Origin of the sequence: Pseudomonas sp. BBP2017 (assembly GCF_003024385.1) — a bacterium.
Classification (GTDB): Bacteria; Pseudomonadota; Gammaproteobacteria; order Pseudomonadales; family Pseudomonadaceae; genus Aquipseudomonas.
Map to the genome: position 1 here is coordinate 24,974 of NZ_PVZN01000006.1, position 21,521 is coordinate 46,494.

Here is a 21,521-nt window from a genome sequence, read left to right on the forward strand (position 1 = left end):
GGCTTTTTCGTTCAGCCGGACTGCACCTTAGTGGTTGGCAGTCTTGCCAGCGGGAACAGCCTCTTTGCTGCGCCAGTGCGGCAGCGAGTTCCAGTAGCGCTGGCCTTTGGCATCGTCGTACATGCCTTCCCAGCGAGCGATGACCAGCACTGCCAAGGCGTTGCCGACAACATTCAGGGCAGTACGGGCCATATCCATGATGCGGTCGACACCAGCGATGAAGGCCAGACCTTCCAGCGGGATACCAACGCTGCCCAGAGTGGCCAGCAGAACCACGAAGGACACGCCCGGAACACCGGCAATACCCTTGGAGGTCACCATCAGGGTCAGCACCAGCAGCAGCTGTTGGCTGATCGACAGGTCAATACCATACAGCTGGGCAATGAAGATGGCCGCGATGCTCTGGTACAGGGTCGAACCGTCAAGGTTGAACGAGTAACCGGTCGGTACCACGAAGCTGCAGATGGCTTTCGGCGCACCATAGGCTTCCATTTTCTCGATCACGCGCGGCAGCACGGTTTCGGAGCTGGCGGTGGAGTAAGCCAGGACCAGCTCGTCCTTGAAGATACGCATCAGCTTCAGGATCGAGAAACCAAACAGGCGTGCGATCAGGCCCAGCACCATGAAGCCGAAGAAGGCGATGGCGAAGTAAACCAGCAGGACCAGCTTGGCCAGCGGCAACAGCGAAGCGAAACCGAAGTTGGCAACGGTCACGGCGATCAGCGCGAACACACCGATTGGCGCGTAGTTCATGATCATGTGAGTGACCTTGAACATGGCTTCGGAGACGCCCTGGAAGGTTTTCACCAACGGATCACGAATATCTGCCTGCAGGCTCGACAGGCCCAGGCCGAACAGTACCGAGAAGAAAATGATCGGCAGCATTTCGCCACGCATCAGCGCTGCGAAGATGTTCGACGGGATCAGGTTGAGGATGGTTTCGATGAACGCGTGTTCATGCTGAACCTCAGCCGCGGTGGCCTGATACTTGGAGATATCGACTGTACCCAGGGTACTCATGTCGATACCGGCACCCGGATGGAACAGGTTGGCCAGCACCAGACCGACTACGATCGCGACGGTGGTGACCACCTCGAAGTAGATGATGGTCTTCAGGCCGATACTGCCGAGTTTTTTCGCATCGCCAACCCCGGCGATACCCACGATCAGCGACGAAATCACTATCGGGATAACGATCATCTTGATCAGGCGAATGAAGATATCACCAGCAGGTTGCAGGACGTTGCTGATCCACCATGCCTTTTCTGCACTGAAATGGTTCAGTAAAGCGCCGATTGCAATCCCCAGTACCAGACCGATGAGGATCTGCCAGGCGAGGCTCAGCTTTGCCTTCTTCATGTCGTTACCTTTTCTTCTAGTGGAAACGGTCACCAGGCTGAAAACCGCGACCCAGAGCTGTTTCCAGCGATCCGTATCGTTTTTGGCTATCCACCGGTGACACCGTAACAGGTCGCCGCAAGCGAGCGTAGGAACGCTCAGACCAGCGAAAAAGGCGCAACTATTCCGACGCGGGGGGACTCCGTCTAATGCCGTAAACGACTGCCCTATGCCGAATCGGCATGAGGCTTATCGGCCAAAATGTACGCCACAATGGGTTATTCGACGACCGTTCGGAATTCCGACGATGGCCAAAGCGCCACATTTCGGCAGATTTGGACGTATCAAGCTGAGTGCACAAGGCCATTGTTCGCCAATCCGAATGCGTAAAATCGCCTCGACTCGAACACCTTGGCAGGGTGAAAAAATATCGATGTACGGTCGCGCAGAAATATGCGTCGGCGCGTCTGTCAGACAATCCCGAAAGAAAAGGTAGGAAGCGAACGATTGACACAGCGAGGCGGGAGTCAGATCAAGTGTTTCCCTCTGAAAGAAACCACCAGACCTGGAACCTCCGCCACCGCATCACCCGACCCGGCCCTCATCGGAGGCACTCCTTGTACCCCTAGGCCCCTCCGACTCTGAAACAATCAGAGCAGCCCGGCTCCTTGGTCGTGTGCCGGCCTTCCTCAGGCGGGCACAACATAGAAGCCTGGCACGGCGGCGACAATGGCGATAATCAGAAAGGTGATAGCCCAACTCAACATGGTGATTCTCCCTACCGTTGTTGAAAGAGCTCCCCCCGGTGACGCTACAGCCAGCAGGGACGGATCTTCTAACCGTTCGTCCAGGTCGGACGCAAGAAAGGCGGGGCTGGACTGGGGCTCGCATTGTGCAAGGAAATCGTCCAGTTGCATGGCGGGCGCATGGGAGTTTATTCACGCCCCGGACAAGGTACTCAGTTCTACCTGGCCCTGCCGGTCTGAAGCCTCGCTGTATCAAGCTTCATCATCGATCCGCCGCGGGCCCGTGCGTCGGCCACGGGTAATCAGCTCAACGAACTGGCGGGCACTGAGCGGATGCGCAAACAGCCATCCCTGACCATAATTCACCCCTTCGCTGTTGAGTAACATGGCCTGGTCTTCATACTCGATTCCTTCAGCAATGACCCGCAACTGCAGGGCATGCGCCATGCGGATGATATGTGGCGCCACACCGCTACTGGCTGCATCGTGACCCAGGGCGTCGATAAACGCCTTGTCGATTTTCAGACAGTCCACCGGCAGGGTCTGCAAGTACGCCAGGCTGCAATAACCGGTACCAAAGTCATCGATCAATACCTGGTGGCCCACTGCGCGCAAGGCTTGCAGATTGTCGCGGGCAACCACCACGTCAATCAGCCCGCGCTCGGTGACCTCAAATGCGATCTGGCTGGCCGAGACATGATGCAACGCCAGCAAGCGCGCCGCCACCCGACCAATCCGCGGCACCATGACATCGCAGGCAGCCAGGTTGATCGATACATAAAGTTGTCGATTGGCCCGCAACAGCTGCCCCAGTTGCTCGAGCACTCGCTGCAGGACGAAGTCAGTAATCTGCCGGATCTGGCCGGTATTTTCCGCCAAAGGGATAAACAGATCAGGACTGGTCAGGGTGCCGTCCGGTCGACGCCAGCGCACCAGGGCTTCAGCTCCGACACAACGGCGGCTGTTGAGTTCGAAGATGGGTTGGTACAACACCTGCAACTCGCCGCGACGCAACGCCCCCTGCAATTCGGAACTCATCGAGCGACGTTGCCGCATCAGTTGCAGCACTAGCCAACCCAGGGACCAAGCCAGCACCAGACTGCCGGGAAACAACAACCAGAGCACGCCATTCATCTTCAACGGCAAACTGGCACGCGGGGCAATCAAAACCAACTGATAGTCCGGCGATTTGGTCGGCATGCGGTAGATCAAGCGGTCGGGCAATTCTAGCAGGGCATCCATGGAATTCGGCGGCCAATCGGTCGAGGGCGGCCAGGTCTGGGGCGGGCCTAGCACCGGCACTGCACGTGTACCGTTATCCAGTACCACCAGCAAACTGCCTTCTGGCGGCAAATCGACCACATCCGTCAAATGCCCACGGGAGGTCGCGACCAGAAACTTGCCGCGACCGAGCATCAATGCGGCGAGGTTGTCGTCCGGTTCGGTAGTGGTATTGAGCCAGTAACTGTAGGTCGGCCCCTGAATGTCCGGAGGCCGCAACGGATTGATGGTGCGTTTGCCAATGCGGTTGGAACAGGCAACGGTGCCATCAACATAGGCCGCTTCATAGACGAAGCGGTAACGGAAACCGACCTGCCGCAGGACGCCCAACATCGCCGCATCACAGCCGCGCAGAGGTTGTGCCTGGAGCTCATCGACGCCTTCGCGCAACTGCCCGAAAATCTGCTCCAGACGCTCAAGGAAACGCTCGCCCTTGGCGTTCATCTGCTCACTTTCGCTTTGCTGCATCTGGTGCATGGCTACACCGATGCTGGCGACCAGCAACAGCACTGCGCTGGCCGAAGCCGCAAGTGTGGCCAGTAACCAGGGACGGTAGAGCAAGTGGCGCAGCACGGACAGGGCAGCTGACATCAAGAGATATCCAGTTGAATACCAAGAGGTATAGCAACTGCCGGCCAAGTCAGCCTGGCCGTTTGGCGGTACCGGTACTCAGCGGCTGTTGAGCACCTGCAACATCGCTGCCGTTTGAGCGTCCGCCACGCCATCAAAACGCTGGGGGCGGAAGCGCATCTGGAATGCCGCAAGCACATGCTTGGTACTGACGTCGTAGACGCCAGTCTGTTCGATGGCATAACCAAAGCGCGCCAATTGCTGCTGATACCAGCTGATACTCGGTGGATTGACGCTAAACCGTGCCTGCTGCTGAGCCACCGCCCGCGCATCCGGCCACACACCCAGACCGGCATCGGCCAGACGCTTCCAGGGAAACAGCGGGCCAGGATCCAGTTTGCGCAACGGCGCAATGTCACTGTGACCAATGATATAGCGGGGCTGGATGTTGTTGCGTTTGACGATATCTTTGAGCAAGGCGATCAGTGCTTCGATCTGCGCCTCGGTATACGGCTGCCAGACCCGTCCGGTCGGAGTATCGGTAAAGCCCGGGTTGACGATTTCGATACCAATGGAGCTGGAGTTGAGCCAGGTCCGGCCATCCCACTGACTGTCGCCGGCATGCCAAGCGCGACGGCTTTCATCGACCAGCTGATAGACGGTCGCCGGTGAGTCACCGACCAGGTAATGGCTGCTGACTTCACCATGGGTCAACAATTCGAGCGAACGCTCCAGCGGAGCGTTGGTGTAGTGCAGCACGACGAATTGAATACGGCCGTCCTGGTTGACGGAGGTATGGCTGCGGTCGATGCGCAAACCACTGCTGCAACCTGCCAGGGTCAACAGCAGGAGCGCGGTAATGATGGCTTTCATGGGGAAGGGCACATGTGATGATCTGCAATGCAATAGCATAACGTATCCGCGCTACTGCCACTTACCCCTGTTCGACTCGATTTCTACCCAGATGTTTCGCCCGGTACAGCGCTTCGTCGGCGCGCTTGAGGACTACCTCGCTGCGCTCGCCACTGCGAAACGCGCTGATGCCAATCGACAAGGTAATGGTCACTCGCTCGCCCTTGAAATGAAACGGGCAGGCTTCAATGGCCGCACGCAGGCTTTCCGCCAGCTGGTAACCGATTGGCATGGCAGTCTGCGGGATCAGCAGGACGAACTCTTCACCACCGAAGCGGGCGATGAAATCCCGGCTGCGCAGGTGTTTGCGCAACACGTTGGCAACAATCTTCAGGACCTTGTCGCCGGCCAGGTGCCCGTAGCTGTCGTTAATGCGCTTGAAGTGATCAAGATCGAGGATCGCCATCAGCAGATGACCACCGTTTTCCTGCCATTCCAGCACTTCCTGATCCACCCGCTCTGACCACGCGGCCCGGTTGGGTAGACCAGTGAGAGGGTCGATCAGGGCTTTCTGGCGCTGTTCTTCCAGGTGCTCGCGGTAACCCATGGCTTCCTGTTCCATGCTTGCGACGCGCTCAGCCAGGCCTTGCAGGCGGCTAGCCATGTCCTGCTCGCGCTGGTCACGCTGCTGCTGATGCTCGTCCATGGTGCCGAGCAAGCCTTCAAGGCGGTTTTCCAGGATGTGCTTGAGGCTGTCCAGATCAGCAGCACCCTGCACACTACTTTGCAGGCCATCGACCTGTTCACGCAGCTGGCTATCCAGGTCACGTGCCGCAGAGGAGTTGTCGGCGTGGCCTTCGCTGGCTTCATGCAGGTGGCTCTGGAACGACTCCAGGCGCTCGTTGAGTTGTTGCAGATAAACTTCGAACTCATGCTGGCCACTGTCGTTGATTGCCAGCATCAGCACGGCCAGGTCATCGAGCACTGGCAACAACTCGTACCAGTTTAGGCCATGCTCCAGGCGTTCGCGCATCGATTGCGCCTGAGCCTTGTGGCGCTCGGGCAGGCTCAGGTCATCAAGCAGGCCCAGCAGGGTTTCCTCGATATGCGCGGCGACCGAGCTGTAGGTCGGCTCGGTGCCGTCGGGCAGGGCGTAGTTAGGGTCCTGATCGAGCGCGTGGGTGACTTCAGGCTGATCATCCTCAGGTTCGTCCGGGCTTTGCTCGGGTAGCTCGGGCAATGCCGGCAGTTCGGGCTCATTCGCGGCAGGGGGTAGTTCGAACAGTGCCGGTGCTTCGGCAGCAAGCACTGCAACCATTGGCAAATCGGCAGCCGGGCCCGGCTCGGCTTGCGTTGCTGCGCTGACTACGGCTTCGACCGGTGTTGGCTCCAACGTTTCGGTAACAACCTCCTGGGCCACCTCCAGCGGTTGCAGCTCGTCGATATCGGCAACAGCCTTGTCCTGCGGCTCAACGTCTCGATGGGCATGCAATACCGGCACAGGCGGCTCGATAGCCTCTGACGCCACCGCTACAGTTCCCGCCAAGGCCGGTTGCAGCACTTGCGCTTCAGCTTCGCGGCCACCGAACAGGCGCTGCAACAACCCTGGACGCTGTGCCTCTTCAGGGCGCTCAAGCGCAGACAGTGCCTGGCCTTGCAAGCCACTCAACTCGCCTAGTAGCAGCGGCACCTCACGGGACTGGCTAGCGCGGGCCTCGACCTGTTTGGCGAACTTTTTCAACGGCCGACTGACGTCACTGGGCAACGGCAAGGTCTGCAACTGGGTAACCAGCGAGGTAAGGGCGGTGCTGACCTGAGCGATGCGGGTCTCGCGGCGTTGCTCGGAATCGAGCACGGCCTTTTCCAGGCGCGGGATCAGCCCGGCGAGGGCGGCGTCCATGTTGTCGGTGCGGATGACTTCGCGCATTTCCTTCATGCACTGGTCCACTGCCCGATCGCTGCCTTCGGCGGCCAGGGTGCTGCGCACCAGACCACGGCGCAACAGGTCGAGGCGGGCTTCCCAACGGCGCTCGAGCTTCTCTTGCTGTTCGATACTCTTGAGGTACTTTTCTTTCCAGCGCTGGGCTTCGTCGGTCATGCCTGGGTCCACAGAGGGGTGATGGCAATTAGCTCAAAGCGGGCAGCGTATCCACAGCGAGGGCATCAGGCAAACGAATCTCAACCGCGACCGGAAGATGATCGGAAATAGGCTGGGCCAGCACCTCGACCCGTTCCAGCGTCAGGCTCGGGCTGAGCAGAATATGATCAAGGCAGCGTTGCGGGCGCCAGCTGGGGAAAGTAGCTTGCACCTGGGGCGCTACCAGCCCCAGATCGCGCAGGGGCGAGTGTTCAAGCAGGTCATTGGCGTGGGTGTTCATGTCGCCCATCAGTACCTGATGACGATAACCGCCAATCAGTTCGCGGATGTAGGCCAACTGCAGGGCACGGGTCTTGGAGCCCAGTGCCAGGTGCATCATGACCACCACCAACGCATCTTCGCCCTCGCCGAAGCGCACCAGTATCGCCCCACGTCCGGCCGGACCGGGCAGAGGGTGGTCTTCAAGCAGTTGCGGCTTGAGGCGGCTGAGCACGCCATTGCTGTGCTGGGCAAAGCGCCCGAGGTTACGGTTGAGCTGCTGATACCAATAAGGGAAGGCACCCAACTGGGCCAGGTGTTCGACCTGATTGACGTAGCCGGAGCGCAGGCTGCCGCCGTCGGCTTCCTGCAGCGCTACGAGATCGAAGTCACCGAGCAGCTCACCAATCTTCTGCAGGTTGCCGGCACGCCCGGTGTGCGGCAGCAGGTGCTGCCAGCTCTTGGTCAGGTAATGCCGGTAACGTTCGGTGCTGATGCCCACCTGGATATTGAAACTGAGCAGGCGCAGTCGCCCATCCTCTGGCAGGCCGTTAGCCTGCAGGTGATGTTCGTTGACCCGCGGATCGTGCAGGCCAACGCCTCGCTCAGTTCTCCAGCGGCGCATAGTGGGCGCCGCTTACTTGGCGGCGCGCTCCTTCTGGATCAAGTAGTCGGCGACATTGAGGACGCCTGCAGGACCTTGGGCAGTACCGAGGTCAAAGCGGTACTTGCCGTTGACGACCATGCTTGGAACGCCAGTAATCTCATACTTCTTGGCCAGCTCTTTGGCCTGCTTAACCTGACCTTTGATGGCGAAGGAGTTAAAAGTGGCCAGGAACTTGTCCTTGTCGACGCCTTGGGTCGCCAGGAATTCGGCCATTTCTTCAGGCTTGGTCAGGTGCTTGCGCTGAACCTGAATAGCCTCGAACACCGCAGCGTGAACCTTGTTCTCGACACCCATGGCTTCAAGGGTCAGGAACATCTGGCCGTGAGCATCCCATGGGCCGCCGAACATGGCCGGAACACGCTTGAAGTTGACGTCTTCTGGCAGTTGCTCGGCCCATGGGTTAACCACCGGCTCGAAGCTGTAGCAGTGCGGGCAGCCGTACCAGAACAGCTCCACAACTTCGATCTTGCCTGGCTCTGACACTGCTACCGAGTTGCTTAGCTGGATGTACTCCTTACCCTCTACCGGCTCTGCAGCTTGGGCAGTCATAGCGAATACACTGGCGGCGACCAGCGTGGCGCTGAGAATCAAATTACGCATGCTTCACTCCTGAGCAATCTATTTGGTCGCCTCGACGCGACCTGCCGTAAGACAGGTCGAAGCGGGCCCGAGTTCGTTAGTGTAACGGCAGCGGGCACAAAAAAGGGCGGCCGAAGCCACCCTTTTCATCTTTACGCCGCAGTATTAACCCAGCGTTAAAGCGCGGATCAGTGCAGCCCTTGGATGTAGCTGGACAGCGCTTCGATGTCCTTGTTGCTCAGCTTGGCGGCAATGGTACGCATGGTCGAGGCATCGCCATCATTGGTGCGGTTGCCTTCGCGGAAGTCGGTCAGTTGCTTGGCCACATACTGCGAATGCTGGCCACCCAGGTGCGGGAAGCCGGCCAGGGCCAGACCTGCGCCGTTCGGCGAGTGGCAACCGGTGCAGGCCGGCAGGCCTTTCTCGATTTCACCACCGTTGAACAGGGCGCGGCCGCGCTCGACCAGCTTAGGATCAGCAGCACCGACGCTGCCTTTCTGGCTGGCGAAGTAGGCGGCGATGTCAGCCATGTCCTGATCGTTGAAGGCAGCGAGCATGCCGGTCATTTCCAGCACGGTGCGCTTGCCCGACTTGATGTCGTGCAATTGTTTTTCCAGGTACTTCTCACCCTGGCCTGCAAGTTTCGGGAAGTTCGGCGCCAGGCTGTTGCCGTCCGGATTGTGACACGCGCCACATACAGCAGTTTTGGCCTGACCAGCAGCGGCATCCCCTTTGACAGGCTCTGCGGCATTGGCTGCACCGGTGACGCCCAAGGTCAACAGCAGACTCACGAGTAGTTTGTTCATCAGCTAATCCAACTACGGCTAAGGGTGAAAGAGTTATGTATCGGGACTCCGGCTCATCCACTGGATGATCGCCTGGTAGTCCTCGGCACTGCAGTCCATGCACAATCCACGCGGCGGCATAGCCTTGAAACCCTGTGTGACATGCTTCACCAGCGTCTCCATCCCCTGCGCCAGCCGTGGCTCCCATGCTGCCCGGTCACCCGGTTGCGGTGCCTGCGGCAGCTGTCCGGCATGGCAAGCGGCACATGCTCGCTTGTACACTGCCTGGGGATCCTGTGTAGCCTGAGCGCTGAACAACGGTATCAAGACACCTGCAGCAAGCAGCCATTTCGTCATACGAACGACCTTTCAGGGTTGGGGGTTGCACTGCGTTCTACTGCGCTAGCTTGAATCAACCGCCCCCGTGCACATCCTCCTACGCCGGGATAATGCGCACACAAAAACTGGGGCATTATATACTCCCGTTACTGAAACGGAAACGACACCGCTTGCCGAGACCCCCTCGCGCAACGCCCAACCGGATAAACCATGCAAGTCAAAAACCCCATCCTCGGTCTCTGCCAACAGGCCAAATTCGCCCTCAGCGCAGCCAAGGTCGACCAGTGCCCGGACGACCAAGGCTATGAAGTGGCCTTCGCCGGCCGCTCCAACGCCGGCAAGTCCAGCGCCCTGAATACCCTGACCCACGCCAGCCTGGCCCGCACCTCGAAAACCCCGGGGCGCACCCAGCTGTTGAATTTCTTCAGTCTGGACGATGAACGGCGTTTGGTCGACTTGCCGGGCTACGGTTATGCAAAAGTGCCGATTCCGCTCAAGCAGCACTGGCAGAAGCACCTGGAGGCCTATCTGGGCAGCCGCGAGTGCCTCAAGGGCCTGATCCTGATGATGGACGTGCGCCATCCGATGACCGACTTCGACAAGATGATGCTCGACTGGTCCCAGGCCGCCGGCATGCCGATGCACATCCTGCTGACCAAGGCCGACAAACTGACCTTCGGTGCAGCCAAGAACACCCTGCTCAAAGTGCAGTCGGAAATCCGCAAGGGTTGGGGCGATACGGTGACCATCCAGCTGTTCTCGGCGCCCAAGCGCCAGGGTCTGGAAGAAGCCTACGGGGTGTTGGCAAACTGGATGGAGCTGGCGGACAAGCCCACAGAATAAGGGCTGCCCGGCAAACACCGGGCAAAAAAAACCCCGGACTTCGTATGGGGAGGGGGAAGTTCGGGGTTCAAGTTCCGGACCGCTAGGGCGGGGTCCAGATATCTGCCAACACTTAACACAACATAGGAGCATCGAAGGGCTTCACCAGCCATTCAGTTACTCTGAGTCGTGGTTCACCGGTTTAGTTCCGAAGGTTTAAAAACTATTTGCGATAGGGCATGAATTTTTTACTACCGCTGCCACTGACCGTCAAAAAGCCGCGACGATATGCCGCAGCTTTTCTCCGCATTTGGCCGCATTTTTAATGCGCTTCGTCCCAGTTTGCCCCCACACCAACCTCAACCAGCAGCGGTACATCGAGTGCTGCGGCATTGCTCATGTATGGACGAATCTGTTCACGCACCTGCTCAACCAAGTCCTCGCGTACCTCTAACACCAGTTCATCGTGCACCTGCAGGATCACCCGGGCGTCCAGGCCCGAATCGGTCAGCCAGTTATCCACAGCCACCATGGCGCGTTTGATGATGTCTGCCGCCGTGCCTTGCATCGGCGCGTTGATCGCCGTGCGTTCCGCACCTTTGCGCAAGGCCGGGTTCTTCGCGTTGATCTCTGGCAGGTACAGGCGACGACCGAACAGGGTTTCGACAAAACCTTGTTCGGCGGCTTGTGCCCGGGTGCGCTCCATGTACGCCAGTACCCCGGGATATCGGGCGAAATAGCGATCGATGTAGGCCTGCGACTGCTTGCGGTCGACGCCGATCTGCTTGGCCAGACCAAAGGCACTCATGCCATAGATCAGGCCGAAGTTGATCGCCTTGGCACTGCGCCGCTGGTCGATAGTGACATCGGCCAGGTCGACCCCGAACACCTCGGCCGCCGTTGCCCGGTGCACGTCCAGGTCGTTGCGGAAGGCGTGCAGCAGACCCTCGTCCTTGGCCAGGTGCGCCATGATCCGCAGTTCGATCTGCGAATAGTCGGCCGCCAACAGCTTGTAGCCCGGAGCGGCGATGAAGGCCTGGCGGATCCGCCGGCCTTCGGCGGTACGGATCGGAATATTCTGCAGGTTCGGGTCACTGGACGACAAACGACCGGTGGCCGCCACCGCCTGCTGGTAGGAGGTGTGGATGCGCCCGGTGCGCGGGTTGATCTGCTCCGGCAAACGGTCGGTGTAGGTGCTTTTGAGCTTGCTCAGGGAGCGGTACTGCATCAGCACCTTGGGCAGCGGGAAGTCCATCTCGGCCAATTCGGCCAGCACCGCTTCGGCAGTTGAAGCCTGACCCTTGGCCGTCTTGCTGAGCACCGGCATGCCAAGCTTTTCGTAGAGGATCACCCCCAGTTGCTTGGGCGAGCCGAGGTTGAACTCCTCGCCGGCAATGTCGAAGGCCTCACGTTCCAGTTGCACCAGCTTCTCGCCCAGTTCGACACTCTGGATGCCGAGCAAGTTGGCATCGACCAGCGCGCCCTGGCGCTCGATCTTCGCCAGTACCGGCACCAGCGGCATCTCGATATCGGTCAACACGGGCAGCACGCTTGGGGTCTTGGCCAGCCTCTGTTGCAGCGCCTGGTGCAGGCGCAGGGTCACGTCGGCGTCTTCCGCGGCGTAGGGGCCGGCCTGCTCAAGGCTGATCTGGTCGAAGGTCAGCTGTTTGGCGCCTTTGCCAGCAATGTCGGTGAAACCGATGGTGGTGTGGTTCAGGTACTTGAGCGCCAGGCTGTCCATATCGTGACGGGTAGCCGTCGAGTCGAGCACATAGGACTCAAGCATGGTGTCATAGGCCACGCCCTGCATCAGGATGCCGTTGGCGATATCACCGCCGACGGCGCAGTTGGCGAGGATGTTCATGTCGTACTTGGCGTTTTGCCCGACCTTGAGCTTTTTCGGGTCTTCGAGCAACGGTTTGAGCGCCAGCAGTACCGTGTCGCGGTCCAGTTGCTCAGGTGCGCCCATGTACGAGTGGGTCAACGGCACATAAGCGGCTTCATGAGCCTGCACTGCGAACGACAGGCCAACCAGCTGTGCCTGTTGCGCATCCAGGCCGGTGGTCTCGGTGTCGAAGGCGAACAGTGGCGCTTTACACAGCTTTTCCAGCCAGACGTCGAAGCGGGCCTGATCGAGGATGGTTTCATATTTCGCCTCGACCGTTTCCTCAGGCGCCTCAACGACGATTTCCTGACCGGCCCGCTTGGCGTCGCGCTGTACCTCTTCGATCCAGCTCTTGAACTCCATCTCGGTGTACAGCTCAAGCAGCGCATCACGGTCCGGTTCGCCACAGACCAAATCATCCACCTCAACCTCAAGCGGCACATCAATCTTGATGGTCGCCAGTTCATAGGAGAGGAAAGCCGCATCGCGGTGCTCTTCAAGCTTGGCTGGCAGGGTCTTGGCGCCACGGATGGCCAGGCCCGGAACCTTGTCGAGGTTCTCATACAGCTCGCGCAGGCCGCCTCCGATACCGGTGAGCAGGCCCATGGCGGTTTTTTCACCCACGCCAGGTACACCCGGTATGTTGTCGACCTTGTCACCCATCAGGGCGAGGAAATCGATAATGTGCTCAGGACCGACGCCGAATTTCTCGTGTACGCCAGGTACATCGAGGACAGTACCGGTCATGGTGTTGACCAGCGTAATGTGGCCATCGACCAACTGCGCCATGTCCTTGTCGCCAGTGGAGATGATCACCGGGCGACCGGCTGCGGCACTGCTGCGGGCCAGGGTACCGATCACATCGTCGGCTTCAACGCCCTCGACGCACAGCAGTGGATAACCCAAGGCGCGGACGCTGGCGTGCAGCGGCTCGACCTGCACCCGCAGGTCATCCGGCATGCTTGGACGATTGGCCTTGTATTCGGCGAACATTGCGTCGCGAAAGGTCCCGCCCTTGGCATCGAACACCACCGCGAACAAACTGTCCGGGTACTGCTTACGCAGGCTCTTGAGCATGTTCAGCACGCCTTTGACCGCACCGGTCGGCATGCCCTTGGAGGTGGTCAGCGGCGGCAGCGCATGAAAGGCGCGGTAGAGGTATGAGGAACCGTCCACCAGGACGAGGGGAGCTTGGCTCATGAGCAGAATCAACCTTTTCGACGGGCCCGGCGCTAGAATGTCCGGAACATTGACGACAAAGGGACAAGGTTATCATGCGTGCACTAAATCGCCTGTTGCTGCTCAGCCTGTTGGCAGTCACTCCGGTCGTTACCCTGGCGGCGGAAGACGCGCCATCGGCTGATCCGGAAGTAACCATTCGCACGGAAGGCGACAAAACCATCCAGGAATACCGGCAAAATGGCTTCCTGTATGCAATCAAGGTCACCCCGAAAGGCGGCAAACCTTATTTCCTGGTACGCGCTGATGGCTCGGAAGGCAATTTCATTCGCTCCGACCAACCAGACATGCTGATCCCGTCGTGGAAAATCTTCGAGTGGTAAGGCGTACCCTTTACATCAACCTGGCACTTCCCTGCTGAAGTGCCCGTATGGGCAATTTTTGATCATGTCAGTCTTCACCCCCCTGACCCGGCCTGAGCTGGAAACCTTTCTGGCGCCATACGGCCTGGGACGCCTGCGGGACTTCCAGGGCATTGCCGCCGGTACCGAGAACAGCAACTTCTTTGTCAGTCTGGAACAGGGAGAGTACGTGCTGACACTGGTCGAACGCGGGCCGATCCAGGACCTGCCGTTCTTCATCGAGCTGCTTGATGTACTGCACGAGGCTGACCTGCCGGTGCCTTACGCCTTGCGTGGCAATGACGGCGTGGCCCTGCGCGAACTGGCCGGCAAGCCGGCACTGCTGCAGCCGCGCCTGCCCGGCAAACACATCAAAGACGTCAACAATCAGCACTGCGTGCAGATCGGCGAGCTACTCGGCCACCTGCACCTGGCCACCCGCGACAAGGTCCTGGAGCGCAAGACCGACCGCGGCCTGGACTGGATGCTTGAGACCGGCGCCGAGCTGATGCCGCGCCTGAACGCCGAGCAACGCCAGTTGCTCCAGGCTTGCCTGGACGAGATCGCTGGCCACCACGCGCAAATCATGGCCCTGCCACGCGCCAACCTGCATGCCGACCTGTTCCGCGACAACGTGCTGTTCGAAGGCACCCACCTGACCGGTCTGATCGACTTCTACAACGCCTGCTCAGGGCCGATGCTCTATGATCTGGCGATCACCCTCAATGACTGGTGTTGTGACGATGCCGGGCAGATCAATGGACCGCGTGCGCGGGCTTTGTTGGGCGCTTATGCGGCGTTGCGCCCGTTCACCTCGGCAGAGGCGCAGCTGTGGCCGGTAATGTTGCGCATTGCCTGTGTGCGCTTCTGGCTGTCGCGCTTGATCGCTGCCGAGTCGTTTGCCGGGATGGACGTACTGATTCACGATCCGGCCGATTTCGAAGTGCGCCTGGCGGCGCGTCAGCAGGTGGAGATCGCCTTGCCGTTTGCTTTGTAAGCTATCGCGGGGCAAGCCCGCTCCCACAGGTCAGGTGATCTCTGTGGGAGCGGCGGTGCGACGACTCGACTTGCCCCGCGAAAAAAGCGCTAGAGCTTTTCCAGGCACCCCGCCAAATCATTCCCCAGCTTCTCCAGCAACTGCTCATAGCCCTGAGCACTGGCCGGCGCTGCCCCACCCAGTGCATCCAGCTCAGCCAGCGTCACCGGCAATCCAGCGGTCAGTGTCTCGGCCAGGCGCGGGCGCAATGGCGGCTCACTGAATACACAGGTCTTGCCCGCTTCCTGCAGGCGTTTGCGCATCGCTGCCACATGTTGAGCACCCGGTTGCACTTCGGCCGCCACGCTGAACACCCCAGTGTGCTTGAGGCCATAAGCCGACTCGAAATAATCGAACGCCTCATGGAACACGAAGAACGGCTTGCCACTGATAGCGCTCAGACGCTTTTTCAAGCGTGCATCCAGGGCATCCAGGCGTTCGCCAAAGACCCTAAGATTGCGCTGATAACGCGCCGCGTTGGCCGGATCGGCAGCACTGAGGTCAGCGGCCATCTTCGCCGCAATCACCCGGGCATTGACCGACGACAGCCACAAGTGGGCATCGAGACTGCCAGGACGGTGGTCGTGATCGTGATCGTCGCCCTCTTCATCATGCGAGTGGCTATCTTCGCCAAAATGGCGCAAGTGCAAGCCGGGCAGGTCCTGCACCGCCACACTGGGTTTGCTGCGGCCCTTGAGCACCCGTGGCAGGAAACCTTCCATGTCCGGGCCAATCCAGTACAGCAGCTCGACGTCAGCCACCCGCCGTACGTCGGAGGGACGCAGTGCGTAGTGATGCGGGGAAGCGCCCGGCGGCAGTAACACTTCAGGGCTGCCAACGCCGTCCTGAACCGCTGCGGCGATCTGTTGCAGGGGCTTGATGCTGGTCAGGACACGGACCTCGGCCTGTGCCTGGGCCATCACCAAGGTGGTGATAAAAGCGACAAAAAGGGCAAAAAATCGGGACACGATGACCACTCAAAGGGGCAGGAACAGGTAACATAATAACGTCTCTAATCAGAAGCGTCGCCGCTCATGCCTAAAACCCCGCTGGCCAATCGTCCCCACGACCACTCCCATTGCGTCCACAGCGCCCTGGCCGAGGCCGATGTGCTGTGCGCACGCAAAGGCCTGCGCCTGACCGCCCTGCGCCGGCGTGTACTGGAGCTGGTGTGGCAGAGCCATAAACCGCTGGGTGCCTACGACATTCTGGCGGTACTGAGCGAGCAGGACGGCCGCCGGGCGGCGCCACCGACTGTGTACCGGGCCCTGGATTTTCTGCTGGAGAACAGCCTGGTGCACCGTATCGCCTCGCTCAACGCGTTCATCGGCTGCAGTCACCCCGAGCATGCCCACCAAGGGCAGTTCCTGATCTGCCGGGAGTGCCATGTGGCGCTCGAGCTGGAACAGACCAGCATCAGCAACGCCATTGTCGCCAGTGCCAAGGACGTCGGGTTCAGCGTCGAAGCGCAAACCGTCGAAGTGGTCGGTTTGTGCAGCAACTGCCGGAGTGCCTGATGAGCAATGCGCTGATTCGCCTCGAACAGGTCGGCGTGGCTTTCTCCGGACAAGCCGTGCTCGACAGCATCGATCTGGCCGTCGAACCCGGACAGATCGTCACCTTGATCGGCCCCAACGGCGCTGGCAAAACCACCTTGGTGCGCGCCGTGCTTGGCCTGCTCAAACCTCACACCGGCAAGGTCTGGCGCAAGCCGCGCCTGCGCATCGGCTACATGCCGCAAAAGCTGCACGTGGATGCCACCTTGCCGCTGTCGGTCCTGCGCTTTCTGCGCCTGGTTCCGGGTGTCGACCGCGCCGCCGCCCTCAGCGCATTGAACGAAGTCGGTGCCGAACAGGTGATCGACAGCCCGATCCAGGGTATTTCCGGCGGTGAGATGCAACGGGTGCTGCTGGCCCGGGCGCTGCTGCGCGAGCCCGAGCTGCTGGTGCTGGATGAGCCGGTTCAAGGCGTCGATGTGGCCGGCCAGGCCGAGCTGTACAGCCTGATCACGCGCTTGCGTGACCGCCATGGCTGTGGCGTGCTGATGGTCTCCCATGACCTGCACCTGGTAATGAGCACCACCGACCAGGTGGTCTGCCTGAACCGCCATGTCTGCTGCTCCGGCCACCCGGAACAGGTCAGCGGCGATCCGGCCTTCGTCGAACTGTTCGGCAGCAATGCGCCAAGCCTGGCGATCTACCATCACCATCACGACCACGCCCACGACCTGCATGGTTCGGTGGTTGCCCCGGCCCAAGGCGGCCACGTACACGGAGAACACTGCAAGCATGGCTGATTTTCTGCTTTACGCCCTGCTCGCAGGTTTGGCCCTGGCCCTGGTCGCCGGCCCCTTGGGATCATTCGTGGTCTGGCGGCGCATGGCCTATTTCGGCGACACCCTTTCACATGCCGCACTGTTGGGCGTAGCCCTGGGCTTCGTGCTGGATATCAGCCCGGCGCTGGCGGTAACGGTCGGCTGTCTATTGCTGGCGATCCTGCTGGTCACCCTGCAGCAGCGCCAGCCACTGGCCTCCGACACCCTGCTGGGTATCCTCGCCCCGAGTACCCTGTCGCTCGGCCTGGTGGTATTGAGCTTCATGCACGATGTGCGCATTGACCTGATGGCTTACCTGTTCGGTGATCTACTGGCGATCAGCCCCGGTGACCTGGCCTGGATCCTTGGCGGCAGCGCCGCGGTGTTGCTGTTGCTGGTGGCGCTATGGCGCCCGTTGCTGGCGGTGACCGTACATGAGGAACTGGCGATGGTCGAAGGCCTGCCGGTGGCCGCGCTGCGTCTGGCGTTGATGCTGTTGATCGCGGTGGTGATTGCCGTGGCGATGAAGATCGTCGGCGTGCTGCTGATCACCTCGCTGCTGATCATCCCGGCCGCTGCGGCGCAACGTCATGCCCGCTCGCCCGAACAGATGGCCCTGGGCGCCAGCCTGCTGGGGGTTACCGCGGTGTGCGGGGGCCTGGCATTGTCGTGGTTCAAAGACACCCCGGCCGGCCCGTCGATCGTGGTCTGCGCTGCGGTGCTATTCTTGCTGAGCTTGGCCTTGCCCCGGCGCTGAGCCGCAGGGTGCAGCCAAGGCGGTTGCACCCTGCGACAGTTAAATCACGCAGGGCCCTGAAGATTTATTTTCGAGTCTGCGGACTGGGTGTAGACTTGCTCGCTTTTTGCGCAAATAGAGAGTCGCAGGAATGAAGCCGTTCGCCTCCCGTTATCTGCTCCTTGCCGCGTTTTCGCTGATCCTGGCTGCGTGCTCCAGCGCCCCGACCGATAACGCCACCACGCCTGCCCAGGCTGATGCCTGGCAGCAGCTGGAGCAAAGTATCGCCAGCAATGAGCTGGCCACCGCCGAAGATCAGCTGGCCGCCCTGCAGGCCCAGTACCCCAATGACAGCCGGGTCGAGCAGCACCAACGGCAATTGGCCGAAGCCTACCTGCAGCGCAGCCAGATCGACCTGCAAAAGGGCGACGTCAATGCCGCCGCCACTGCCCTGAGCCGTGCCCGTGCCCTGATGCCCAAGGCTCCGGCATTGACCGGTGGCGTCAATGGCGCCATCGCCCAGGCCCGCAAGGCTGAACTGGACAAAGCCGAAGCGGCCCTCAAGGCGGCGGAAGCACGTCCTGCGGCCAAGCTTATCGACCCGAATGCATCGAGCACCGTCGTGGCATTGAAAACCACCAATATTCGCGAAATGCGCCGACAACTGGATGACATCGCCACTGATGTGGTGAATTACCAGTGCGACGTAGTGTTCCAGGTGCCGCGCAAGGATGACGCCCCGTGGCTCAAGACTCTGCTGAGCAAGCGCGTCCATAAGCTCGACAGCGAGTTCGCCCTGCAGCAGTCCCACGAAATCCATCGCAACCAGCCTGCCCAGGCGGTTCTGACTCCGCGCAGGCCTTGAGTAAACGGGGGGCGCTCCCACCTGCTTACACGCCCGATACAGGGCGGGCCCGGCGAGCGTTCATTCGGTTTGACCACTGATCGCGTTATTCCCGTAGCATTGGTCAATTGCGAAATAAATGCTAAGAACCTCTATACGAACAGGCTAAAATGCGCGCCCCGGCTAACCGCTGACCCAAATTTCATGCGCCCCACAAGGTTCGCTACGTGATCGAGTTTCAAAATGTGCATAAAACCTACCGCGTCGCCGGTAGGGACATCCCCGCGCTGCACCCGACCAACCTGAGTGTCGAAAACGGCCAGGTATTCGGGCTGATCGGCCACTCCGGTGCCGGCAAAAGTACCCTGCTGCGTCTGATCAACCGCCTGGAAGCCCCAAGTGGTGGCAAGATCATCGTTGACGGTGAAGATGTCACCGCGTTCGACGCCAACGACCTGCGGCGCTTCCGCCAGCAGGTCGGAATGATCTTCCAGCACTTCAACCTGCTGGCGTCCAAGACCGTGGCCGACAACGTCGCGCTGCCACTGACCCTGGCCGGCGAGCTGTCGCGCAAGGAAATCGATATGCGCGTCAGCGAACTGCTGGCCCGTGTCGGCCTGTCCGAGCACGCGAAAAAGTATCCGGCGCAGTTGTCCGGTGGTCAGAAACAACGTGTCGGCATTGCCCGAGCCTTGTCCACCAAACCGAAAATCCTGCTCTGCGACGAAGCCACCAGCGCGCTCGATCCGCAGACCACTGCTTCGGTTCTGCAACTACTGGCAGAGATCAACCGTGAACTGAAGCTGACCATCGTGCTGATCACCCATGAAATGGACGTGATCCGCCGGGTCTGTGATCGGGTTGCGGTCATGGACGCCGGGCAGATCGTCGAGCAAGGGCCGGTGGCCGATGTGTTCCTGCATCCGCAGCACCCGACCACCAAGCGCTTCGTCCAGGAAGACGAGCAGATCGACGAGAACGAACAGCGCGACGACTTCGCCCATGTACCGGGCCGCATCGTGCGCCTGACGTTCCAGGGCGATTCCACCTACGCACCGCTGCTGGGCACCGTAGCCCGCGAAACCGGCGTGGACTACAGCATCCTCGCTGGCCGCATCGACCGTATCAAAGACACCCCGTATGGGCAGCTGACCCTGGCCGTCACTGGCGGCGACATGGAGGCGGCCTTCGCCCGCTTCACGGCGGCTGATGTTCATATGGAGGTACTGCGTTAATGGACGCCTTGAGTTTCTTTGCCAACGTCGACTGGGCCGAAATCTGGCTGGCGACCATCGACACCATGATCATGCTGTTCGGCTCGCTGTTCTTCACCGTGCTGCTTGGCCTGCCATTGGGCGTGCTGCTGTTTCTCTGCGGCCCGCGCCAGTTGTTCGAGCAGAAGGGCGTGTATGCGCTGCTGTCGCTGGTGGTCAACGTGCTGCGCTCGCTGCCGTTCATCATCCTGCTGATCGTGATGATTCCGTTCACCGTGCTGATCACCGGCACCTCGCTGGGTGTCGCCGGGGCTATTCCGCCGCTGGTGGTGGGGGCTACGCCATTCTTCGCCCGCCTGGTGGAAACCGCCCTGCGTGAGGTTGATCGCGGCATTATCGAGGCGACCCAGTCGATGGGCGCCACTACCCGCCAGATCATCACCAATGCCTTGCTGCCTGAGGCCCGTCCGGGCATCTTTGCAGCCATCACCGTCACCGCCATTACCCTGGTGTCCTACACCGCGATGGCGGGTGTGGTTGGCGCGGGCGGCCTTGGTGACCTGGCCATCCGCTTCGGCTACCAACGCTTCCAGACCGATGTGATGGTGGTCACCGTGGTCCTGCTGCTGATCCTGGTTCAAGTACTGCAGAGCGTGGGCGACAAACTGGTTGTGCATTTTTCCCGTAAGTAACCCCATGGGTCGGCGACGCCGACACACCGGGGGCCGGATCGGCCCTCACAAGGAGTGATTTGATGAAAAAGCTGCTTGCTGTTGTCGCCGCCGTTGCGGCCTTCTCCGCCCAGGCCGAGACCCTGACCATTGCTGCCACCCCGGTGCCACACGCCGAGATCCTCGAGTTCGTCAAACCGGCCCTGGCCAAAGAAGGCGTGGACCTGAAGGTGAAAGTCTTCACCGACTACATCCAGCCGAACGTACAGGTTGCCGAGAAACGCCTGGACGCCAACTTCTTCCAGCACCAGCCGTACCTGGATGAGTTCAACAAGGCCAAGGGCACCAAACTGGTCAGCGTTGCCGGTGTGCACCTGGAGCCGCTGGGCGCCTACTCAAGTAAGTACAAGAAGCTTGATGAGCTGCCATCGACCGCCACCGTGGTAATCCCCAACGACGCCACCAACGGCGGTCGCGCCTTGCTGCTGCTGGACAAGGCCGGTGTGATCAAGCTCAAGGACAACACCAACATCCTCTCGACCGTCAAAGACATCGTCGAGAATGGCAAGAACCTCAAGTTCCGTGAGCTGGAAGCGGCGACCATTCCGCGTGTGCTGACCCAGGTCGATCTGGCGCTGATCAACACCAACTACGCGCTGGAAGCCAAGCTGAACCCTGAGAAAGACGCACTGGTCATCGAAGGCAGCGACTCGCCCTATGTGAACATCCTGGTCACTCGCGAAGACAACAAAGATGCCGAGGCGGTGAAGAAGCTGGTTGCAGCCCTGCACACCCCGGAAGTGAAGAAGTTCATCGAAGAGAAGTACAAGGGCGCGGTCAAGCCGGCGTTCTGATTCAACACTCTATCGCGGGGCAAGCCCGCTCCCACAGTGGGAGCGGGCTTGC

At 60.4% G+C, this 21,521-nt stretch carries 20 protein-coding genes and 1 pseudogene; 11 read left to right on the forward strand and 10 right to left on the reverse strand.

Annotated features, from left to right (window positions below):
- Positions 1 to 27: 27 nt before the first annotated feature.
- The gene (gene gltP, locus C6382_RS09915) at positions 28 to 1,359 is read right to left on the reverse strand and encodes a glutamate/aspartate:proton symporter GltP (protein WP_107024327.1); all 1,332 of its coding nucleotides are present in this window, start codon (positions 1,357 to 1,359) and stop codon (positions 28 to 30) included.
- A gap of 791 nt (positions 1,360 to 2,150) precedes the next feature.
- Here gltP and C6382_RS09920 point away from each other — a divergent pair.
- A pseudogene (locus tag C6382_RS09920) lies at positions 2,151 to 2,324 on the forward strand (ATP-binding protein); the annotation flags it as partial.
- 12 nt (positions 2,325 to 2,336) lie between these two features.
- Here the strand turns inward: C6382_RS09920 and C6382_RS09925 are convergent.
- The 7 genes from C6382_RS09925 to C6382_RS09955 all read right to left on the reverse strand — a co-directional run bounded on the left by C6382_RS09925 (position 2,337) and on the right by C6382_RS09955 (position 9,531).
- The gene (locus C6382_RS09925; protein ID WP_107024328.1) at positions 2,337 to 3,956 is read right to left on the reverse strand and encodes an EAL domain-containing protein; all 1,620 of its coding nucleotides are present in this window, start codon (positions 3,954 to 3,956) and stop codon (positions 2,337 to 2,339) included.
- Positions 3,957 to 4,034: 78 nt separating this feature from the next.
- Positions 4,035 to 4,808 carry an N-acetylmuramoyl-L-alanine amidase gene (locus tag C6382_RS09930; protein ID WP_107024329.1) on the reverse strand — a complete coding sequence of 258 codons (774 nt, stop codon included), beginning with the start codon at positions 4,806 to 4,808 and terminating at the stop codon, positions 4,035 to 4,037.
- Positions 4,809 to 4,869: 61 nt separating this feature from the next.
- Complete coding sequence (locus C6382_RS09935; protein ID WP_107024330.1) at positions 4,870 to 6,885, reverse strand: GGDEF domain-containing protein; 2,016 nt, start codon at positions 6,883 to 6,885, stop codon at positions 4,870 to 4,872.
- Positions 6,886 to 6,913: 28 nt separating this feature from the next.
- Complete coding sequence (locus C6382_RS09940; protein WP_107024331.1) at positions 6,914 to 7,768, reverse strand: endonuclease/exonuclease/phosphatase family protein; 855 nt, start codon at positions 7,766 to 7,768, stop codon at positions 6,914 to 6,916.
- A gap of 12 nt (positions 7,769 to 7,780) precedes the next feature.
- Entirely contained in the window at positions 7,781 to 8,410 is a 630-nt protein-coding gene (gene dsbA / locus C6382_RS09945) for a thiol:disulfide interchange protein DsbA (protein ID WP_107024332.1), read from the reverse strand.
- A gap of 167 nt (positions 8,411 to 8,577) precedes the next feature.
- Entirely contained in the window at positions 8,578 to 9,195 is a 618-nt protein-coding gene (locus tag C6382_RS09950) for a cytochrome c (protein ID WP_107024333.1), read from the reverse strand.
- Positions 9,196 to 9,228: 33 nt separating this feature from the next.
- The gene (locus C6382_RS09955; RefSeq protein ID WP_038605254.1) at positions 9,229 to 9,531 is read right to left on the reverse strand and encodes a cytochrome c5 family protein; all 303 of its coding nucleotides are present in this window, start codon (positions 9,529 to 9,531) and stop codon (positions 9,229 to 9,231) included.
- Between the two features lie 192 nt (positions 9,532 to 9,723).
- Between C6382_RS09955 and yihA the strand changes: the two genes are divergently transcribed.
- Positions 9,724 to 10,356 (forward strand): ribosome biogenesis GTP-binding protein YihA/YsxC, encoded by a 633-nt coding sequence (gene yihA, locus C6382_RS09960; protein WP_107024334.1) that lies wholly within the window; start codon positions 9,724 to 9,726, stop codon positions 10,354 to 10,356.
- Positions 10,357 to 10,657: 301 nt separating this feature from the next.
- Here the strand turns inward: yihA and polA are convergent, their stop codons facing one another.
- A complete protein-coding gene (gene polA / locus C6382_RS09965) occupies positions 10,658 to 13,420 on the reverse strand; it encodes a DNA polymerase I (protein WP_107024335.1) in 2,763 nt (920 codons plus the stop codon).
- Between the two features lie 74 nt (positions 13,421 to 13,494).
- On the opposite strand from polA, the gene C6382_RS09970 reads away from it, so the two are divergent.
- Positions 13,495 to 13,782: a DUF2782 domain-containing protein gene (locus tag C6382_RS09970; RefSeq protein WP_107024336.1), complete on the forward strand. Its 288-nt coding sequence runs from the start codon at positions 13,495 to 13,497 to the stop codon at positions 13,780 to 13,782.
- Positions 13,783 to 13,846: 64 nt separating this feature from the next.
- Positions 13,847 to 14,797 carry a homoserine kinase gene (locus C6382_RS09975; protein ID WP_107024337.1) on the forward strand — a complete coding sequence of 317 codons (951 nt, stop codon included), beginning with the start codon at positions 13,847 to 13,849 and terminating at the stop codon, positions 14,795 to 14,797.
- A gap of 89 nt (positions 14,798 to 14,886) precedes the next feature.
- Here the strand turns inward: C6382_RS09975 and C6382_RS09980 are convergent, their stop codons facing one another.
- The gene (locus C6382_RS09980; protein WP_107024338.1) at positions 14,887 to 15,804 is read right to left on the reverse strand and encodes a zinc ABC transporter substrate-binding protein; all 918 of its coding nucleotides are present in this window, start codon (positions 15,802 to 15,804) and stop codon (positions 14,887 to 14,889) included.
- A gap of 66 nt (positions 15,805 to 15,870) precedes the next feature.
- On the opposite strand from C6382_RS09980, the gene zur reads away from it, so the two are divergent.
- From zur to C6382_RS10015, 7 genes are all read left to right on the forward strand, one after another.
- Complete coding sequence (zur, locus tag C6382_RS09985; protein WP_107024339.1) at positions 15,871 to 16,353, forward strand: zinc uptake transcriptional repressor Zur; 483 nt, start codon at positions 15,871 to 15,873, stop codon at positions 16,351 to 16,353.
- Positions 16,353 to 17,132, forward strand: coding sequence for a zinc ABC transporter ATP-binding protein ZnuC (gene znuC / locus C6382_RS09990; RefSeq protein WP_107024340.1), 780 nt, complete (start codon positions 16,353 to 16,355; stop codon positions 17,130 to 17,132). Before zur ends, znuC begins: the two co-directional genes overlap by 1 nt.
- Entirely contained in the window at positions 17,125 to 17,907 is a 783-nt protein-coding gene (gene znuB / locus C6382_RS09995) for a zinc ABC transporter permease subunit ZnuB (RefSeq protein ID WP_107024341.1), read from the forward strand. Before znuC ends, znuB begins: the two co-directional genes overlap by 8 nt.
- A gap of 130 nt (positions 17,908 to 18,037) precedes the next feature.
- Entirely contained in the window at positions 18,038 to 18,751 is a 714-nt protein-coding gene (locus C6382_RS10000) for a PA5502 family lipoprotein (protein ID WP_107024342.1), read from the forward strand.
- Between the two features lie 206 nt (positions 18,752 to 18,957).
- Complete coding sequence (locus C6382_RS10005; protein WP_107024343.1) at positions 18,958 to 19,965, forward strand: methionine ABC transporter ATP-binding protein; 1,008 nt, start codon at positions 18,958 to 18,960, stop codon at positions 19,963 to 19,965.
- Complete coding sequence (locus C6382_RS10010; RefSeq protein ID WP_038605236.1) at positions 19,965 to 20,636, forward strand: methionine ABC transporter permease; 672 nt, start codon at positions 19,965 to 19,967, stop codon at positions 20,634 to 20,636. Before C6382_RS10005 ends, C6382_RS10010 begins: the two co-directional genes overlap by 1 nt.
- Positions 20,637 to 20,698: 62 nt before the next feature.
- Complete coding sequence (locus tag C6382_RS10015) at positions 20,699 to 21,469, forward strand: MetQ/NlpA family ABC transporter substrate-binding protein (RefSeq protein WP_107024344.1); 771 nt, start codon at positions 20,699 to 20,701, stop codon at positions 21,467 to 21,469.
- Positions 21,470 to 21,521: the final 52 nt, after the last annotated feature.

Coding starts and splice junctions, on each gene's coding strand:
- C6382_RS09975 (WP_107024337.1), top strand. CDS start 13,847: ATGTCAGTCTTCACCCCCCTGACCCGGCCTGAGCTGGAAACCTTTCTG.
- polA (WP_107024335.1), bottom strand. CDS start 13,420: ATGAGCCAAGCTCCCCTCGTCCTGGTGGACGGTTCCTCATACCTCTAC.
- znuC (WP_107024340.1), top strand. CDS start 16,353: ATGAGCAATGCGCTGATTCGCCTCGAACAGGTCGGCGTGGCTTTCTCC.
- C6382_RS09930 (WP_107024329.1), bottom strand. CDS start 4,808: ATGAAAGCCATCATTACCGCGCTCCTGCTGTTGACCCTGGCAGGTTGC.
- C6382_RS09925 (WP_107024328.1), bottom strand. CDS start 3,956: ATGTCAGCTGCCCTGTCCGTGCTGCGCCACTTGCTCTACCGTCCCTGG.
- C6382_RS09955 (WP_038605254.1), bottom strand. CDS start 9,531: ATGACGAAATGGCTGCTTGCTGCAGGTGTCTTGATACCGTTGTTCAGC.
- C6382_RS10000 (WP_107024342.1), top strand. CDS start 18,038: ATGAAGCCGTTCGCCTCCCGTTATCTGCTCCTTGCCGCGTTTTCGCTG.
- dsbA (WP_107024332.1), bottom strand. CDS start 8,410: ATGCGTAATTTGATTCTCAGCGCCACGCTGGTCGCCGCCAGTGTATTC.
- C6382_RS09940 (WP_107024331.1), bottom strand. CDS start 7,768: ATGCGCCGCTGGAGAACTGAGCGAGGCGTTGGCCTGCACGATCCGCGG.
- yihA (WP_107024334.1), top strand. CDS start 9,724: ATGCAAGTCAAAAACCCCATCCTCGGTCTCTGCCAACAGGCCAAATTC.
- C6382_RS10010 (WP_038605236.1), top strand. CDS start 19,965: ATGGACGCCTTGAGTTTCTTTGCCAACGTCGACTGGGCCGAAATCTGG.
- gltP (WP_107024327.1), bottom strand. CDS start 1,359: ATGAAGAAGGCAAAGCTGAGCCTCGCCTGGCAGATCCTCATCGGTCTG.
- C6382_RS09950 (WP_107024333.1), bottom strand. CDS start 9,195: ATGAACAAACTACTCGTGAGTCTGCTGTTGACCTTGGGCGTCACCGGT.
- zur (WP_107024339.1), top strand. CDS start 15,871: ATGCCTAAAACCCCGCTGGCCAATCGTCCCCACGACCACTCCCATTGC.
- znuB (WP_107024341.1), top strand. CDS start 17,125: ATGGCTGATTTTCTGCTTTACGCCCTGCTCGCAGGTTTGGCCCTGGCC.
- C6382_RS09970 (WP_107024336.1), top strand. CDS start 13,495: ATGCGTGCACTAAATCGCCTGTTGCTGCTCAGCCTGTTGGCAGTCACT.
- C6382_RS09935 (WP_107024330.1), bottom strand. CDS start 6,885: ATGACCGACGAAGCCCAGCGCTGGAAAGAAAAGTACCTCAAGAGTATC.
- C6382_RS10015 (WP_107024344.1), top strand. CDS start 20,699: ATGAAAAAGCTGCTTGCTGTTGTCGCCGCCGTTGCGGCCTTCTCCGCC.